This is a genomic window from Streptomyces sp. NPDC093221 (genome assembly GCF_044753885.1).
In the GTDB taxonomy this organism is placed as follows: Bacteria; Actinomycetota; Actinomycetes; order Streptomycetales; family Streptomycetaceae; genus Actinacidiphila.
The window spans coordinates 288,442-304,659 of sequence record NZ_JBIVOA010000008.1 but is presented as its reverse complement, the minus strand read 5'-3'; the positions used below and the strand labels follow the sequence as shown (position 1 = coordinate 304,659).

Here is a 16,218-nt window from a genome sequence, read left to right as displayed (position 1 = left end):
ACGACACCCGTGGGGCGCGCCGGGGCGGGGTGTGACGCGTTTTACCCGGCGAAAATCTGGTTCCGTGGTACCGTTGTTTTCAGTTGCAGTTGTGGTTCCCAAAGACTTACAAGTGCTCCTTCATCGGCATACGTGCCGATAGGTGCACTTTTGTATTTCCGCTGTTCTTTCCTGAACGGGGCAATCATTGCGGCGACACGGGGTCCGTAATCCGCGGGCTTCGATGTACTGCCCCTGAAGGAGATTAATATGGCTTCCGGTACCGTGAAGTGGTTCAACGCTGAAAAGGGCTTCGGCTTCATCGAGCAGGACGGCGGCGGCGCCGACGTCTTCGCCCACTACTCGAACATCGCCGCCCAGGGCTTCCGTGAGCTCCAGGAAGGCCAGAAGGTGACCTTCGACGTCACCCAGGGCCAGAAGGGCCCGCAGGCCGAGAACATCGTTCCCGCCTGACGCGTCTGAATACGCCTGACACGTTCAGCGATATAGCTGGGGCCCGCGCCTTGGGGTGCGGGTCCCGGCTTGTTGCGTTGTACGGATTTCCACCGCGTTCCGCCGTTTTCCACGGCTTTTTCATGGCGCGGAAATGTCGAAGCCACGGGAGGAAATGTCCCGACCGGCTTCGTTTCGCTTTTTATCCGGCTCGTTCTTGCGATTGTCCCCGCCGCCTCACGGCCGCCGGGAAATCCTCGATACGTGTCGCATCGAGGAAGGGTTCCTTTGAACCGCACATCTCGCACGAACGACCGTTTCAGCCGCACCCGAACGGGTGGTTCCTCCCGTACGGGCGGCTCCGGCTCGGGCTCCGGCCGCTCCGGCGGCCAGTCCCGTAGCGGCGGCGGCTCCCGCTCCGGCGGCTACGGACGGCGGCCCTCCGCGCCGCAGGGCGAGTTCGCCCTGCCGGTGACGGTCACCCCGCCGCTGCCCGCCGTCGAGTCCTTCGCCGAACTCGACCTGCCCGACGCCGTGTTGAACGCGCTGACCGTACAGGGCGTCACCGTACCGTTCCCGATCCAGGCCGCCACGCTGCCCAACACCCTCGCGGGACGTGACGTGTTGGGCCGCGGGCGCACCGGCTCCGGCAAGACGCTCGCCTTCGGCCTGGCGATGCTGGCCCGTACCGCGGGGCAGCGCGCCGAGTCCCGGCAGCCGCTCGCGCTGGTCCTGGTCCCGACCAGGGAACTCGCCCAGCAGGTCACCGACGCCCTGACCCCGTACGCCCGCACGCTGCGGCTGCGGCTGGCCACCGTCGTGGGCGGCATGTCCATCGGCCGCCAGGCCAGCGCGCTGCGCGGCGGCGCGGAGATCGTCGTGGCGACGCCCGGACGGCTCAAGGACCTCATCGACCGCGGCGAGTGCCGGCTGGACCGGGTCGCGATCACCGTGCTGGACGAGGCCGACCAGATGGCCGACATGGGCTTCATGCCGCAGGTCACCGAGCTGCTCGACCAGGTGCGGCCCGGCGGCCAGCGGATGCTGTTCTCCGCCACGCTCGACCGCAACATCGACCAGCTCGTGCGGCGCTACCTCTCCGACCCGGTGGTCCACTCCGTCGACCCGTCGGCGGGCACGGTCACCGCGATGGAGCACCACGTGCTGCACGTCCACGACGCCGACAAGTACGCGACCGTCACCGAGATCGCGGCGCGCGACGGCCGGGTGCTGATGTTCCTCGACACCAAGCACGCCGTCGACAAGCTCACCCAGCACCTGCTCAAGAGCGGTGTACGGGCGGCGGCGTTGCACGGCGGCAAGTCGCAGCCGCAGCGCACCCGTACCCTCGCGCAGTTCAAGACCGGGCACGTGACGGTGCTGGTCGCCACGAACGTGGCGGCCCGCGGCATCCACGTCGACAACCTCGACCTCGTCGTGAACGTCGACCCGCCGAGCGACCACAAGGACTATCTGCACCGCGGCGGGCGTACCGCGCGGGCGGGCGAGTCCGGCCGGGTCGTCACGCTCGTGGTGCCCAGCCAGCGCCGTGAGATGACCCGTCTGATGGCCAACGCGGGGATCGCGCCGCAGGTGGCCCAGGTGCGGTCGGGCGAGGCCGAGCTGACCCGGATCACCGGCGCCCAGGCGCCGTCCGGCATCCCGGTCACCATCACCAACCCGGTCGCCGACCGCCCGCAGCGCTCCGGCGCGCCGTCCTCCCGCGCCCGCCGCGGCCGTCCGACGTCGCAGTCCCGCCGCCGCTCGTCCCCGATGCGCGGCGCGGCGTAACCCCTCAGGGGCGCGCGACCAGCACGACCGGCGCCACCAGCACGACTGGCACCACACGTACGACGAGGGCCCGAGCCGTTCGACACGGCTCGGGCCCTCGTGCGTCCTGGCCGCGTTCGTCCTCGCGGCCCGCGGTGCGCGCGCGTTCGTCGGCGGCGCGCGGACTACTGCCTGGTGCCCGTGCGGGCGCCCACCGGACCCAGGGGGCCCGGCGGGAGCGGGTCGGGGGCCGGGTAGAGGTAGGCGGGGCGGCCGAGCAGCAGGCGCTGGATGAGGAAGCCCAGGGCCAGGGTGAGGGCGCCCGCCACGGCGTCGGCGAGGAAGTGGTTGCCGGTGGCGAGGATGACGGTGAAGGTGAAGAAGGGGTACAGGAAGCCCAGGACCCTGACCCACGTTCTGCGGGCCAGCGCCGCGACCGTCAGACCGCTCCAGGCCGACCACACGATGTGGACGGACGGCATCGCCGCGTACTGGTTCGACAGCGACGACACGTCGTCGTTGTCCCACGAGCCCCAGGTGTGGTGCGTGACCACCGTGTCGATGAAGCCCTGGCCCTCCATCAGGCGCGGCGGCGCCAGCGCGAAGAAGGTGAAGCCGATCAGGGCCACGAAGGTCGCCGCGTACAGCGCGGTGCGCGCGCTGCGGTAGCTGGCGGGGTGGCGGGCGTAGAGCCAGATCAGGACGCCGAGGGTCACGATGAAGTGCAGCGTCGCGTAGTAGTAGTTCATGCCGACGATCAGCCAGTCGATCTTGTCGATCGCGTGGTTGATCGTCAGCTCGATGTTCACGTGCAGCTTGCGCTCGGCGTTGAGGATGTCCGTGGCGCGGTGCAGCGCGGCCTCGTGGTGCTCGGGCGCGGCGCGGCGGGTCAGCGAGTACGTCTTGTACAGCACCACGCTGAAGACCAGTTCGACCAGCAGGTGCGGGCGGCCGAGGCGGCGCAGCCGGGCGGGCAGGAGCGGCCCGAGGCGGCGGAATCTGCTCCTGGGGGCCTCGGCGGGCGCGGACCCGGACTCGGGCGCGGCCTCGGGCTCCGGGGCCGCGTCCTTGCGGAGCATGCCGGTGCGGGGCTCGTCGCCACGGGGTCCGTCCGCACGGGGTCCGTCCGTCCGCGCGCCGTCCGTACGCGGCGCGTTGCGCGTCGGGGACGTCATCGGCCGCCCTCCGACGCGGCTGCGGGCAGGACCCGTCCCGGGTGCCGGGCACCTTGTGCGGGACTCGGGGGATACGCCAGCAGCATGAAGGTTTTCACTCTCGCCGTACGGTCCGGCCGTGGCCGGCGGACTCGGACGAGATTACATCGGACACCGAAGTTTCCGTCGTCCGGGTGGCGCCGAAGTGACGAGTCACCGCCCGCCGCGACGGGGTCCCGTCCCGCTCCTGAGAGGCCGCGGACAGGTGGTCCGTGACATGCCAGGGCCTACGCTCAAGGGCATGTCCCCGCACCACCCCGCGGTTTCCCCGCCGCGACCGCTCAGCAAGTCCGCCGACGCCCGGCTGCTCACCGAGGCCGTCACCCGGCTCCGCCGTGCCCTTCGGGTGTCCGTCGGCGGGGACGACCCGTGGGAGGCGCTGCCCATGGCCCAGGTGGAATTGTTGCAGGTCCTGGGCGAGCACTCGCCCGCCCGCATCGGTGATCTGGCCGTCCGGCGACGGCTCGCCGCCAGCACCGTCAGCGGGCTCATCGGGCCCATGATCGCCGCCGGGCTCGTCGCCCGGCAGACCGATCCCGCCGACCGGCGCGCCTCGGTCGTCACGCTCACCGCTGCCGGGCGGGAGCGGCTCGCCGCGTGGACGCTGGCGCACGAGCGGCGGATGGACGCCGCGCTTGAAGCTTTGCCCGATGCTGACCTTCGGGCGGTGCGCGCGGCCCTTCCCGCCCTCTTCCGGCTCGCCGAATTCCTCGACGGCCCCGCCCCCGCCCGGGACGGCTCGCCCCTGTAGGGCCCCGGGCCCGGTCCGTTCACCGTGCGCGGGCGGGCGCTTCTGAGGGCCGCCGGGCTCACCCACCCGCCTGGAGCCGACACACAGGGGGCCCGGCCCGGAAAAGACCGGGGGACGGGCACGTGGGAACGGGGGCAGCGGCGGGGGCCCTGGAAGGATCAGGGGGTGCCCGCCAGGGCGAACGGTGGGAGAGGCGGCGTGGAGTGGTGAGCGGACCGGTCGAGGGGGAGGCGGAGGGCACGGACGGGGGCCGGTTCGGGGTGGCGGAGGAGGCGGTCGAGGCCATCGGAAGCACCCTGGAGGAGCAGACGACCTGCGCGGAGCTGGTCGGCTTCCTGTGCCGCCGGGTGAGCGACGCGGCGGCCGTGGACCTGCTGCCCGAGGACGTACCGGCGGACCGGCGGCCGGAGGAGCCGGCGCTGACGCGGACGGCGGCGGCGGGCAGGTCGGAGCTGCTGGAGCCGAGGACGCCGCTGAGCGCGCGGTCGCTGTCGGTGCGGGCGCTGGACGAGGGGCATCCGATCACGGCGACGGCGGACGCGGACGGGAGTCTGCCGCGTACGGCGGTGTCGATGCCGCTGCTGGCGCACGGACGGCTGTACGGCGCGCTGTTGGCGGTACGGGCGGGCCGGCGGGGGTTCACGGCGGAGGAGACGGCGGCCGTGCACTACGCGGCGCGCCTGGCGGCCGTGCACCTGAGCCACGCGCGGCAGCACACGGCGGCGCACAGCACGGCGCTGAATCTCCAGCGGGCGCTGCTGGCCGAGCCCCGGCGCCCGCACCCGAACCTGGACATCGCGACCCGCTATCTCCCGGCGGGCGGCGGGAGCCTGGTGGGCGGCGACTGGTTCGAGACGGTACGGCTCAGCTTCGGCCGGACGCTGCTGGTGATCGGTGACGTGATGGGCCACGGCCTGGACGCGGCCGTGGACATGAACGCGTACCGCTCGATGCTGCGGTACGTGGCCTCGGCGGATCTGCCGCCGCACCGCGTGCTGCGCCAGCTCGACGCGGCCGTGGCCGAGGACGGCACCCGCCGCCCGGCGACATGTCTGCTGGTCCGGGTCGACCCGGCGCGGGGCAGCGTGGCACTGGTCAGCGCGGGGCACCTGCCGCCGGTGCTGTTCTCGGCGGACGGCGCGGGCAGCCTGCTGCACCTGCCCGTGGGGCCGCCGCTGGGCACGGGCGTCGGCGGCTACGAGCTGACCACCCGTGACATCACCCCCGACCAGACGCTGGTGATGTTCACCGACGGCCTGGTCGAGCGGCGCAAGGAGGACATCGACGTCTCCCTGGCCCGCCTCGCCGATCTGCGGCTCCCGCCGGGCGCCGCGATCCAGGCCGTCCTGGACGAAGTCCTCACCCGGCTGGACGCCACCCGCGCCGAGGACGACGTCGCCGTGCTCGCCGCCCGCCTCCACCCCCGCGCGCGCCGCCTGCCCTCCTGACCCGGTGGCCCCCGGGCCCCGCCGCTGTTACAGAACTGTGGCGGTCCCGCCCTCGGGCGGTCCACAACCGGCCTTAGCTTCCGGGGGTGTTGGGGAAAAAGTGGCTGAAGTTAAGGCGGTTGGGCCGAGGCGCGGTACGCGCGGTACGCGTGACCCGTGCGAAACGCGTGGCCCGTGTGTTGCGGCCGCGCTATCCACGGCCGGGGCGGCGCGGCATACGGCGGTGGGTGCCGTCGCTGCGCCAGGCGTCGCTGCTGGCGCTGTGGGTGCTGGTGACGCTGACCGCCGTGGTGGGAGTGGCGTACGCGCGGACCCGGATACCCACCGACCTCAATGAATTCGCCACGCAGCAGGACAACGTCTACTACTGGGCCGACGGCACCGAGATGGCGCGGGTGGGCCCGGTGGACCGGCAGGCGATGCCGCTGGACCGGATACCCACGAGCGTGCAGTGGGCGGTGCTGGCCGCCGAGAACGCCTCCTTCTACTCCGACCACGGCGTCTCGCCGAAGGGCATCGGCCGGGCCGTCGCCACCATGGTGACCGGCGGCGATACCCAGGGCGGCTCCACCATCACCCAGCAGTACGTGAAGAACGTCTACCTCAACCAGAACCAGACGCTCTCCCGCAAGATCACCGAGATGTTCATCTCGGTGAAGCTGGACCAGAAGATGAGCAAGAGGCAGATCCTCGACGGCTACCTCAACACCGCCTGGTTCGGGCGCGGTACGTACGGCGTGCAGCGCGCCGCGAAGGCGTACTACGGCAAGGACGTCTCCCAGCTCAACGCCGGCGAGGGGGCCTTCCTCGCCACGCTGCTCAAGGGCGCCGCGCTCTACGACCCCGCGATCAGCCCGGCCAACCACCAACGGGCGGTGGCCCGTTGGAAGTGGGTGCTGGACCGGATGGTGAAGACCGGTCAGCTCTCGCGCGCCGAGCGCGCCGCGTACACCGTCTTCCCCGAGCCCAAGGCGCCGCCGAAACCCGCGGGGCTGAGCGGGCAGACCGGCTATCTCGTCGACACCGCGCGGGCGTACGTGTCCGCGCACGGCGACATCTCCGACGCGCGCTTCGACCTGGGCGGCTACCAGATCTACACGACCTTCGAGCGCCCGCGCGTCGACGCCCTGGCCGAGTCCGTGCGGCACGAGACCGCGGGCCTCGCACCGAAGGCGAGGACCGCCGACCGGAACGTCCGCGTCGGTGCCGCGTCCGTCGCCACCGACGGCCGGATCGTCGCGCTCTACGGCGGCCCCGACTACATCGAGCAGGGCTTCGACGACGCCAACATCACGATCGTGCCGGTCGGTACGGCCTACGCGCCGTTCGTCTACGCGGCCGGACTGCGGGACGGCGCGCTGCTCACCCGCGGCGCGCCGCGTACGCCCGTCACCCCCGACTCGGTCTACGACGGCGACGACAAGGTGCCGATACGGACGCCCGAGGGGCCGTACTGGAGCCGGGACGGCACGATCGTGAAGAGCCGCAACGACGGCGGGAAGTCCTGGGGGCGGATCAGCCTGCGGCAGGCGGTGGCGGACTCCGTCAACGGCCCGATCACCCAACTCGGCATGGACGTCGGCCTGGACCGGGTGCGGAAGGCGTCCGTCGACGCCGGGCTGCTGCCGCGCGGTTTCGGCGAGCAGGTGCCCGCCTTCGCCACCGGCACCGGCGTCACCCCGAGCCCGATCCGGGTCGCCAGCGCGTACGGCACCTTCGCCGCCGCGGGCGCGCACACCGATCCGTACTCCGTGCTCAAGGTCACCCGCGACGGGCAGCGCGTGGACATCGAACAGCCCGCTGTCACACACCCGTTCACCCCGAAGGTGGCGGGCGAGGTGGACGACGCGCTCAAGGACGCGGTGACCGGCGGGACCGCGCGCCGCGCGGTGAGGGCGGGCGGCGGGCTCGCGGGCAGGACGGATCTGGCGGGCAAGACGGGCACGGCGGCCGGGGACCTGTCCGCCTGGTATGTCGGCTACCCACCGAGGGGGGCGCGGGCCGCGGCGGTGGCGACGTCGGTCGCCGTCTTCCGACTCGACCCGAAGACGCAGGAGTTGCTGCCGCTGACCGGGACCGGCGGGCCGTCGAAGGCCACGAAGGAGTTCGGCAGCACGTATCCCGTCGACATCTGGACGCGGTACGTGGCGGCGGCCGGCTGAGCGGGCCGGGCCCCTCGGCGCGGGGCCCGGCCGCCGGTTCCCTGATCTCTCCGCCAGGCCCGGCTACTTGGCGGGAAACGTCGTCCAGTCCGGCGACTCGCTCGGGTCGAGGCCGCGCAATTCGGCCAGCACCGCCGGATCCTGGACGTCCAGCCAGTCGGACAGCTCCTTGAACGACACGCAGCGCACCCCGTCCCGGTGGCAGACGTCCTTCACCACGTCCTCGATGGCCTGCATGTAGATGCCGCCGTTCCACGTCTCGAAGTGGTTGCCGATGAACAGCGGCGCCCGGTTGCCGTTGTAGACGCGCTCGAAGCCGTTCAGATAGCCCTGCCGGGTCTCGCGCTCCCAGGCCGGGAACTTCGCCGGGTCGCCCTGGGTCTGCTCGCCGCCCGACTGGTTGTAGAGGAAGTTGAAGTCCATCGACAGGACCTGGAAGTCCTTGCCGGGGTAGGGCATCAGCTCCAGCGGGAAGTTCCACACCCCGCCCGACTTGGCGGGCCAGAGCTGGAAGTCGCCGGGCGAACTGGCGTCGTACCGCCAGCCAAGCGCCTTCGCCGCGGGCAGCAGATTCTTCTGCCCCTCCAGGCACGGCGCGCGCCCGCCGACCAGCTCACGGCCGTAGTCGAAGGGCAGCGGCGGGAGGTCGGTGAAGCCGGTGTTCGTCTTCCAGTGCTCCACGAACGAGTACGCCTGGGCGATCTCCTTGCGCCAGTCCGCGGTGCTCCACGTGCCGCCGCCGCCCGCGTCGGGCGCGCAGAAGTGCCCGTTGAAGTGCGTCCCGATCTCGTCCCCGTCCTGCCAGGCCAGCCGCAGTTGCTCCAGCGTCTCCTTGATGTGCGCGTCGGTCGGGAAGTCGATCGCGGACGTCCCGGCCGCGTGCCGGGGCGGGTGGTAGAGCGACCGCTTCGCGTCCGGGACCAGGTAGATGCCGGACAGGAAGAACGTCATGTTCGCGTTGTTCTCCTTGGCCAACTCCCGGAAGCGCGAGAACAGATGGTCGTCGTTCTCCAGCGCGCCGTCCCAGGAGAACACCACGAACTGCGGCGGTTTCTCGCCCGGCTTGAGCTTCTCCGGCTTCGGCTGGTGCGGCTGCGGGCCGGTGTACGCGGTGGACCCGTCGCCGATCGGACCCTTCGTCTCGGTGACGGTCGGCGTCGGTGTCGGCGTCCCCGTCGGTGGCCGTGCCGTCCTCGGGCTCGGCGCGCGGCTGGTCGGCGTCGCCCGCGACCGCGCCGCCGCGTCGTCCGCCTTGCCACCGCCGTCCCCGCCTGCGCCTCCGCCGGTCAGCGTCGCGACCAGCGCGACCGCCACTCCCGCGGCGCCCACCGCCGACGCCCCCGCCACCGCCGCCTTCGGCCGCTGCCCGACCCACGACCGCATCGCCGCTAATTTCACCGTCGCCCCTTGCTCCCCACCGGCACCGCACACGTCCGGCGCCAGTATTGACCGCCTTGCTGTGTATGCAGACGCGCGTTCGGGGCGTCCTGTCACAGCCGATACGGCGGAATCGGCGGCGGCGGGGAATGCCGAAGGGCCCGGCGGAGGGTCGCTCCGCCGGGCCCTTCGGGGGATCGGTCAGCGGCGGCCGAAGGAGCGGAGGTAGGACAGGGTCGGGGAGCCGACACCGGTCGCGTTGTCGAAGCCGCGGACCGCGTTGAGCGAGGTGTCCTCGCCGAAGGCGGCGAGGCGCACGGCGAGGGTGCCGTTGACCAGGCCGAAGTCGGCGACGTTGCTCAGCGGGGCCTTGTGGTGGTGGGCGGCGTTCTGGTCCACGACGTCCTTGAACAGCCCGGCGCGGGCGTAGATCGCCGGGTTGGCGAAGCCGATGGCGTGGTGCCTGGCCTGGATGGCGTCGGCCTGGACCGCGGCGAATTCCGGCGCCGAGACGCTGGTGCCGCCGTAGCCGCCCTCGCTGTACGGGGCGCCGTCGGAGATGCCGACGAGGACCGAGGTGTACAGGTCACCGTTCATCGAGACGTCCGGCGTGACGCGCTGGGCCGTACGGCTCTTCGCGCCGGTCATCAGCGTGTGCGACAGCGAGCCGGGCACGACGCCGCGCTGGTACGCGGGCTGTGCGAAGTCCTCGCTGGTGCCGCCGCCACCGCCGAAGTAGAACGGGGCCGGGGGAGCGGGGGTCCAGCTCTTGCCGTCGGCCGACAGGTTGGAGCGCAGCGTGCCCATGTCGGTCTCGAAGCCGTACGAGCCGCTCTTGTCCTTCAGACCGAGCGCGGTGCCGCCGACCGAGGTCACCCACGGGTCGGAGTCGGGCCAGTTGGCCTGCGCGCGCGAGGTGTCGGGCTGGCAGTTGACGCCGGTCGCGGCGGCCAGCGGGCTGCTGTCGCCGCAGTCGCCCGCGGAGAAGCCGATGGTGATGCCCTCGACGGCGGCCTGCTTGAAGACCTGCTCATAGGCGGCGATCAGCGACGAGGTGACGTCGGCGTCGTCCGTGGTGTGCATGATCTCGCCCCACGAGTTGGAGACGACATCGGCCAGGTGGTTGTCGACGATGGTGCTGATGGCACCCAGCAGGTCGTTGTCGTCGCAGGAGTTGGCGCCCACGTAGACGACCTTGGCGTCGGGCGCGAGGCCGTGCGCCATCTCGACGTCCAGCGCCTCTTCCGGCGCCCAGCCCTCGGGGCCGCCGCACAGGTCCTGGTTGGTCCACTGCGACGGGTCGACGACCTCGCTGTACTGGCCGGACCTGAACGCCTTGTCACCGTGCGCGGTCGCGTACTGGTTGGCGTCCGCCAGCATGGTGGAGCTGCCGTACGCGTCCACGATCGCGATCGTCGCGCCCTTGCCGGTCAGTCCCGAGGCGGTGATGCCGTACGCCTTGCGGAGCTGCGAGGGGTAGAACGAGCACTGGTCGAACGGCACGTCGGACGTGGTGTATCCGGCCGGCGCGCCCTTGGCGATCTTCTGGCCCCAGTAGTCGGAGCAGGTCGCGGTGGTCGGCAGTCCGGCGTCGGGCTTGCCGCTCCTTGCCGGGGTCGCGGCGGACCGGGCCGCGGTATCGTCCACGCGGTGCGAGTTCGGCTTGGCGACGTTGGCGCCGGGCGTGGTGAAGCCCGTCACGCCGAGGATCGCGGAGGAGACGGACGCGGGGACCACGACGTCACGGGCCGGGGCGTGCCGCAGCGTGCCCGAGACGCGGTACTGGTGGATGCCGGTGCCGAACGCCTTGGTGACCGCCGCGTTGGTGCCCTTGACGGTGATCGCGTGGTCGGAGGTGCTCACGACCTTCAGGCCGGAGTCGGCCGCCCACTTCCGGACCGCGGAGACCTGCGCCTTGGTGGCGCCGAAGCGCGCCTTGTACGCGGCCGGGCTCAGGAACTCGCCGTAGCTCGCGTTGCTCGGGTCGGACACGGCCGTCGCGTACTTCGTCAGGCCCGCGGCGTCCTGGCCCGCCAGGTACACGGTGCCGGTGATCTCGGTGTTCGCCGCGACCGAGCCCTGGTCGGCGGAGGCGGTGGCCCAGTCCGGGTGGCTCTGCGCGATGGTCTTGGCCGCGGGCGCGGGGCCGCTGGCCTGCGAGGGCATGGCGAGGATCAGGGACCCGGACACCATGGCCAGCGAGGCCGCCGCGACCACCGCTGCGCGGGCCCGTGCGACACGGGGTTTTTGTATGTCGTTGATGACGACTCCAACGTGAGGTCAGGAACAGGACAAGGACGAGACCTGGATCGTGGTGCGATAGCTGCGTGTTGCACGCTTTTGACGGGCGACGGCTGTAGTGTGCACGCCACTTCCGGACGCTGGGAATGCCGAACAGCCGTCCTTAGCTGGACCTTTAACCACCGGGCGGGGATTTCGGCGGGCTTAGGTCATATGCCGGGTCTCGGGCCGCATAAGGGCTGGCGCGATCACGTCGGACGGCCGGGGTATACGCGCGTCCGGCCCGCGGCCCCGCGGGTCCCGGTGCGGCGCGGGTGCGTTCCGCCGTCCCTGTCATCTGTCAGGAGCGGGCCCGCCGGGCCGTGCCTACGGTGGTGGGTGTCCGGCCGGACCGGTCCGCACGGGGGAGCCCCCGCGCCCGAACTCGGCCGTCTCGCCGGGGCCGAGCCGCAGCAGCCTCGGGCGCCGCCCGGCCGGTTCCTCTCCCCACCGTGCCTCGGATTCCTCGGGCAACTGCACAATCACCGTGTCCACGCCCGACCCCCTTCCCACCCCAAGCGTCACACCTGTTGCGCAGGAGGGGACGCCCCTCGGGAAGAGCCGGTTGCGTGACCATCCCAGGATGACCGAGAAGCGTTCACTCGTTCGGGTGATGCCGGGGTCACGTTCCGTGCCCGTCCCGCGAGCCGGCGGGGCGGTCCCCTCAGCCCTCCTCGCGGACGACCACGGCGCTCGCGGGCGGCAGGACGGCGCCCTCGGAAGGAAGGGCGCGGGACGCCAGGAGATCGTGGCCCCGCACGGGGACGCGGACCTCGGCCGGGGAGTGGTTGAGGAGGAAGAGGTACGCGCGGCCGTCGTCGCTGTGGCGGCGGACCGCCTCGACGCCCGCCGGAAGACCGGGGAGTTCGGGCTCCGCGCCGCTGGCCCGTATCAAGCCGCCGATCAGCGCGGTGTACGAGGCGGGGGACAGCCGGGTGGAGGCGTACCAGGCGGTGCCCCGGCCGTGGGCGTGCCGGGTGACGGCGGCCCGGCCGGTCAACGGCCCTTCCGCGTAACCGATTTCGGCCGTCGCGCCCTCCAGCAGCAGCGCCTCGGTCCAGGTGGTGCCGGCGCCGCCGTCGGTCAGGGGGACGGCGGCGCCGGACGGCAGGGGGCGGAACTCCTCGGCGCGCAGGCCGAGCAGTGGCCGCAGCGGGCCCGGCGCCCCGCCGGGCCACGCGCGGTAGTGGGGGTCGACGGCGCCGCTGAAGCACTCGACCAGCAGGGTGCCGCCGCCCTCGACGTAGGCGGTGAGCGCGGCGGCGGACTCCTCGGAGACCAGGTGCAGGCTGGGGGCGAGAACGAGCCGGTACGCGGACAGGTCGGCGGACGGGTGCGCGAAGTCGGTGGTGATCCCGGCGTCCCACAGGGCGCGGTGGGCGCGCTTGAGCGCGGGCAGGTACGGGAGTTCCGGCGTGGGCAGGACGGGGGTGTCCAGCGCCCACCACACGTCCGGGTCGTGCAGGACGGCCGCCCGCGCCCGTACGGTCGAGCCGGTCACCTCGGCCAGCGCGGCCACGGCGCGGCCGGTTTCGACGGTCTCGCGGAAGATCCGGGTGTCCGGCCCCGCGTGCGGGACCATCGCGGAGTGCCAGATCTCCGCCCCGGCCGGTGACTGCCGCCACTGGAAGAACAGCACGCCCTCCGAGCCGCGCGCGATGTGGCTCAGCGAGTGCCGCAGGATGTCGCCCGGCTCCTTGGGGAGGACGAGGTCGCCCGCGTAGACGGTGCTGGTGGCCTGCTCGATCAGCAGCCACGGCCTGCCGCCGCCGAAGGAGCGCGCCCGGTCCGCGCCGAAGGCGGTGTCTGCGGCGGCGTCCAGGCCCGGCGCGTCCGGGTAGTGGTCCACGCCCACCAGGTCGACCTCGCGGCCGAACGCCCACAGGTCGAGCACCTGGTAGCCGGGCAGCATCACGTTGGTGGTGACCGGCACCCGGCTGTGCGCCCGGATCGCGTCGCGCTGCTTGCGGTAGGCGGTCAGCGCGAGGTCCGACCAGAACCGCCGGAAGTCCAGCACCTGGCCGGGGTTGGGCCGCCACTGCGTGGCGCGCGGCGGCTGGATCTGCTCCCACGCGCCGTAGCGCTGGCTCCAAAATGCGGTGCCCCAGGCCCGGTTGACGGCCTCCAGGGTGCCGTACCGCTCGCGCAGCCAGCGCCGGAAGGCGTCGGCGGCGTGCTCGCAGTGGCAGACGGTCGCGTACTCGTTGTGCACGTGCCACAGCGCGACCGCCGGGTGCTCGCCGTACCGGGCCGCCAGCGCCTCGGCGACGGCGCGGGCGGCCTGCCGGTAGGCGGGCGCGGCCAGGCAGTACGTGTCGCGGCTGCCGTGGGTCAGCCGGGTGCCGTCGGGGGTGACGGGCAGCGCGTCGGGGTGCGCGAGGCCGAACCACGGCGGCGGCTGCGCGGTGGGCGTGGCCAGGTCCACGGCCACGCCCGCGGCGTGCAGCCGCTCCAGCCGGGCGTCCAGCGGCGCGAAGTCGTAGCGCCCCGGCTCCGGTTCGAGCTCCGCCCAGCCGAAGACGTTCAGCGTCACCAGATTCACCCCGGCCCGCCGCATCAGCTCCTCGTCCTCGCGCCGTACGGCCGGGTCGTCGGCGAACTGCTCGGGGTTGTAGTCGCCGCCGAAGGCGGGGCCGCCGAGCCGGGCGGTCAGCCAACCGGCCGGATCGGCGCGGGAGTCGGGGACGGTGTTCATGGAAGGGCTCACCTCGGCTCCGCGATCGGCAGCCGCGCGCCGTCCCGCAGGAACAGCGGAATGCGGTCGAGCGGCGCCGCGGCCGTCACCGTACGGCCGCCGTCGTGCTCCTCGCCCGTCCACGCGTCCGTCCACCGCGCGCCCGCCGGGAGGTAGACCTCCCGCGTGACCGCGCCCGCCTCGGTGACCGGCGCCACCAGCAGGTCGGGCCCGAGCAGGAAGGCGTCGCGGATGCCCCACGCGTCCTGGTCGTCGGGGAACTCCAGCAGCAGCGGCCGCATCGGCGGCACCCCGCTGCGGGCCGTCACCCGCATCTGCTCGGCGATGTACGGCCGCAGCCGCTCGCGCAGCCGCAGATACGACGCCAGGACCGCGTACGCCCGCCCGCCGTAGGACCAGACCTCGTTGGGCAGGCCGGTCATGCCCGGCTCCAGGACCTGTTCCGGGCCGCGGAAGCCGTGCAGGCGGAACAGCGGGCAGAAGGCGCCGTACTGGAACCAGCGGACCAGCACCTCGCGGTAGGCGGGGTCGTCGGGGTCGCCGCCGTGGAAGCCGCCGATGTCGGTGGTCCACCAGGGGATGCCGGAGAGCATCACATTGAGCCCGGCGGTGATCTGGGCGCGCAGCGACGCGAAGTCGGTGCCGATGTCGCCCGACCACAGGGCGGCGCCGTAGCGCTGGGCGCCCGCCCACGAGGAGCGGTTGAGGGTCAGCACCTCGCTGTGCCCGGCCGCGCGCAGCCCGTCGTGCACCATGCGCGCGTGCTCGCGCGGGTAGAGGTTGGCGACTTCGAGCCCGGGCCCCGCGTGGAAGCGCAGATTGGCGGGGTAGTTGGGCTTCAGCTCCGGTTCGTCGGCGTCCAGCCAGAACACCGAGACGCCGTGCGCCAGGTAGTTGGCGGCCAGCTTCTCCCACACGTACGCGCGGGCCTCGGGGTGCGTGGCGTCGTAGAAGGCGACCTGCGCCGCGTACGCGCCGAGGCCCTTGTCCGGCCAGTCGGCGTGCGCGAGCGGGCCGTACTCGGTGCCGATCAGCAGCCCGCGGTCCCACATCGGCGCGTGGTTCTCGCTGGCCGGGCTGACCGACGGCCACACCGAGACCATCAACTTCACGCCCATGGAGTCGAGTTCGCGGACCATCGCGGCCGGGTCCGGCCACTCCGCCGGGTCGAAGCGCCAGTCGCCCAGGTGCGTCCAGTGGAAGAAGTCGCAGACGATGACGGACAGCGGCAGCTCGCGGCGGCGGTACTCGCGGGCGACCTCCAGCAGCTCCTCCTGTGTGCGGTAGCGCAGCTTGCACTGCCAGAAACCCGTTGCCCAGTCCGGGAGTTCGGGACTGTGGCCGGTGGCGTCGGCGTACCGGCGCAGGATCGCGCCGGGGTCGCCCGCGGTGAACCAGTAGTCGATCTGCCGGGCGCTGTCGGCGACCCAGCGGGTGCCGGTGACGCCCAGCTCGACCCGGCCGACCGCCGGGGAGTTCCACAGCAGGCCGTAGCCGCGGCTGGAGATCAGCAGCGGCACGGTCACCTCGCCGTTGCGCTGCACGAGGTCGAGGACCGCGCCCTTCTGGTCGAAGAGTCCGTGTCCGTGCTGGCCCAGGCCGTAGCAGCGTTCGTCCGCGTACGCGCGGAAGCGCTGCTCCAGGCGGTGGTAGCCGTTGCCGGTGGCCGTGTAGAGGCGCGGGCCCGGCCACCAGAAGTGCGGCGGCTCCTCGGCCAGCAGCTCCTCGCCGTCGTCGGTGCGCACAAAGGTCAACCGGCCCGCCGCGGCGGGCAGTTCCGGGGTCAGCCGGCCCTCGGCGCAGGCGTCGATCCGTACGGTCAACGCGCCGTTGACGAGGGTCGCCGAGTCGCCGTGCACGGTGATCGCGGTGGTGGCGCCGGGCGGCGGCGCGTCCAGCGCGCCGGGCAGATCCTCGACGATCTCCCCGGCGGGCGCGGACCGCACCCGGACCGCGTCCGGGCCCCACGCCTCGACCCGCAACGTCTCACCCCTGGCCCGCCATTCGAGGGCGTGCTCGCGGATGCGGAAGTGCTCTGCCATGCGGTGGCTCTCCTGACGTGTCTGTGCGAGGGCGGAAACGGGCGTGC

10 protein-coding genes are annotated in these 16,218 nt (G+C 72.6%); 5 read left to right on the top strand and 5 right to left on the bottom strand.

Features of this window, described 5'->3' with window-relative positions; all coding sequences use genetic code 11:
* The first annotated feature begins 249 nt into the window (after window positions 1-249).
* Both ACIQCJ_RS27765 and ACIQCJ_RS27760 read left to right on the top strand, forming a co-directional pair.
* The gene (locus ACIQCJ_RS27765) at window positions 250-453 is read left to right on the top strand and encodes a cold-shock protein (protein ID WP_161307368.1); all 204 of its coding nucleotides are present in this window, start codon (window positions 250-252) and stop codon (window positions 451-453) included.
* Between the two features lie 267 nt (window positions 454-720).
* Window positions 721-2,223, top strand: a complete 1,503-nt coding sequence (locus ACIQCJ_RS27760) for a DEAD/DEAH box helicase (protein ID WP_391041817.1) — start codon at window positions 721-723, stop codon at window positions 2,221-2,223.
* Between the two features lie 164 nt (window positions 2,224-2,387).
* Here the strand turns inward: ACIQCJ_RS27760 and ACIQCJ_RS27755 are convergent, their stop codons facing one another.
* Window positions 2,388-3,281: a phosphatase PAP2 family protein gene (locus tag ACIQCJ_RS27755; RefSeq protein WP_401718494.1), complete on the bottom strand. Its 894-nt coding sequence runs from the start codon at window positions 3,279-3,281 to the stop codon at window positions 2,388-2,390.
* Window positions 3,282-3,657: 376 nt separating this feature from the next.
* Here ACIQCJ_RS27755 and ACIQCJ_RS27750 point away from each other — a divergent pair, with 376 nt between their 5' ends.
* From ACIQCJ_RS27750 to ACIQCJ_RS27740, 3 genes are all read left to right on the top strand, one after another.
* Window positions 3,658-4,167 carry a MarR family winged helix-turn-helix transcriptional regulator gene (locus ACIQCJ_RS27750; RefSeq protein WP_355339742.1) on the top strand — a complete coding sequence of 170 codons (510 nt, stop codon included), beginning with the start codon at window positions 3,658-3,660 and terminating at the stop codon, window positions 4,165-4,167.
* Between the two features lie 206 nt (window positions 4,168-4,373).
* Complete coding sequence (locus tag ACIQCJ_RS27745) at window positions 4,374-5,615, top strand: PP2C family protein-serine/threonine phosphatase (protein ID WP_402712885.1); 1,242 nt, start codon at window positions 4,374-4,376, stop codon at window positions 5,613-5,615.
* A gap of 227 nt (window positions 5,616-5,842) precedes the next feature.
* Window positions 5,843-7,777: a transglycosylase domain-containing protein gene (locus ACIQCJ_RS27740; protein WP_402712884.1), complete on the top strand. Its 1,935-nt coding sequence runs from the start codon at window positions 5,843-5,845 to the stop codon at window positions 7,775-7,777.
* 63 nt (window positions 7,778-7,840) lie between these two features.
* Here the strand turns inward: ACIQCJ_RS27740 and ACIQCJ_RS27735 are convergent, their stop codons facing one another.
* From ACIQCJ_RS27735 to ACIQCJ_RS27720, 4 genes are all read right to left on the bottom strand, one after another.
* Window positions 7,841-9,160 carry a hypothetical protein gene (locus ACIQCJ_RS27735; protein ID WP_402712883.1) on the bottom strand — a complete coding sequence of 440 codons (1,320 nt, stop codon included), beginning with the start codon at window positions 9,158-9,160 and terminating at the stop codon, window positions 7,841-7,843.
* 195 nt (window positions 9,161-9,355) lie between these two features.
* Window positions 9,356-11,371: a protease pro-enzyme activation domain-containing protein gene (locus tag ACIQCJ_RS27730; protein WP_402712882.1), complete on the bottom strand. Its 2,016-nt coding sequence runs from the start codon at window positions 11,369-11,371 to the stop codon at window positions 9,356-9,358.
* Between the two features lie 727 nt (window positions 11,372-12,098).
* The gene (locus ACIQCJ_RS27725; protein WP_402712881.1) at window positions 12,099-14,129 is read right to left on the bottom strand and encodes a beta-galactosidase; all 2,031 of its coding nucleotides are present in this window, start codon (window positions 14,127-14,129) and stop codon (window positions 12,099-12,101) included.
* A gap of 8 nt (window positions 14,130-14,137) precedes the next feature.
* The gene (locus ACIQCJ_RS27720) at window positions 14,138-16,171 is read right to left on the bottom strand and encodes a TIM-barrel domain-containing protein (RefSeq protein ID WP_402712880.1); all 2,034 of its coding nucleotides are present in this window, start codon (window positions 16,169-16,171) and stop codon (window positions 14,138-14,140) included.
* Window positions 16,172-16,218: the final 47 nt, after the last annotated feature.

What these genes read in the sequence shown, in the direction of transcription:
- ACIQCJ_RS27720 (WP_402712880.1), bottom strand. Translation starts at nt 16,171, where the DNA reads ATGGCAGAGCACTTCCGCATCCGCGAGCACGCCCTCGAATGGCGGGCC.
- ACIQCJ_RS27750 (WP_355339742.1), top strand. Translation starts at nt 3,658, where the DNA reads ATGTCCCCGCACCACCCCGCGGTTTCCCCGCCGCGACCGCTCAGCAAG.
- ACIQCJ_RS27755 (WP_401718494.1), bottom strand. Translation starts at nt 3,281, where the DNA reads ATGCTCCGCAAGGACGCGGCCCCGGAGCCCGAGGCCGCGCCCGAGTCC.
- ACIQCJ_RS27765 (WP_161307368.1), top strand. Translation starts at nt 250, where the DNA reads ATGGCTTCCGGTACCGTGAAGTGGTTCAACGCTGAAAAGGGCTTCGGC.
- ACIQCJ_RS27725 (WP_402712881.1), bottom strand. Translation starts at nt 14,129, where the DNA reads ATGAACACCGTCCCCGACTCCCGCGCCGATCCGGCCGGTTGGCTGACC.
- ACIQCJ_RS27735 (WP_402712883.1), bottom strand. Translation starts at nt 9,160, where the DNA reads ATGCGGTCGTGGGTCGGGCAGCGGCCGAAGGCGGCGGTGGCGGGGGCG.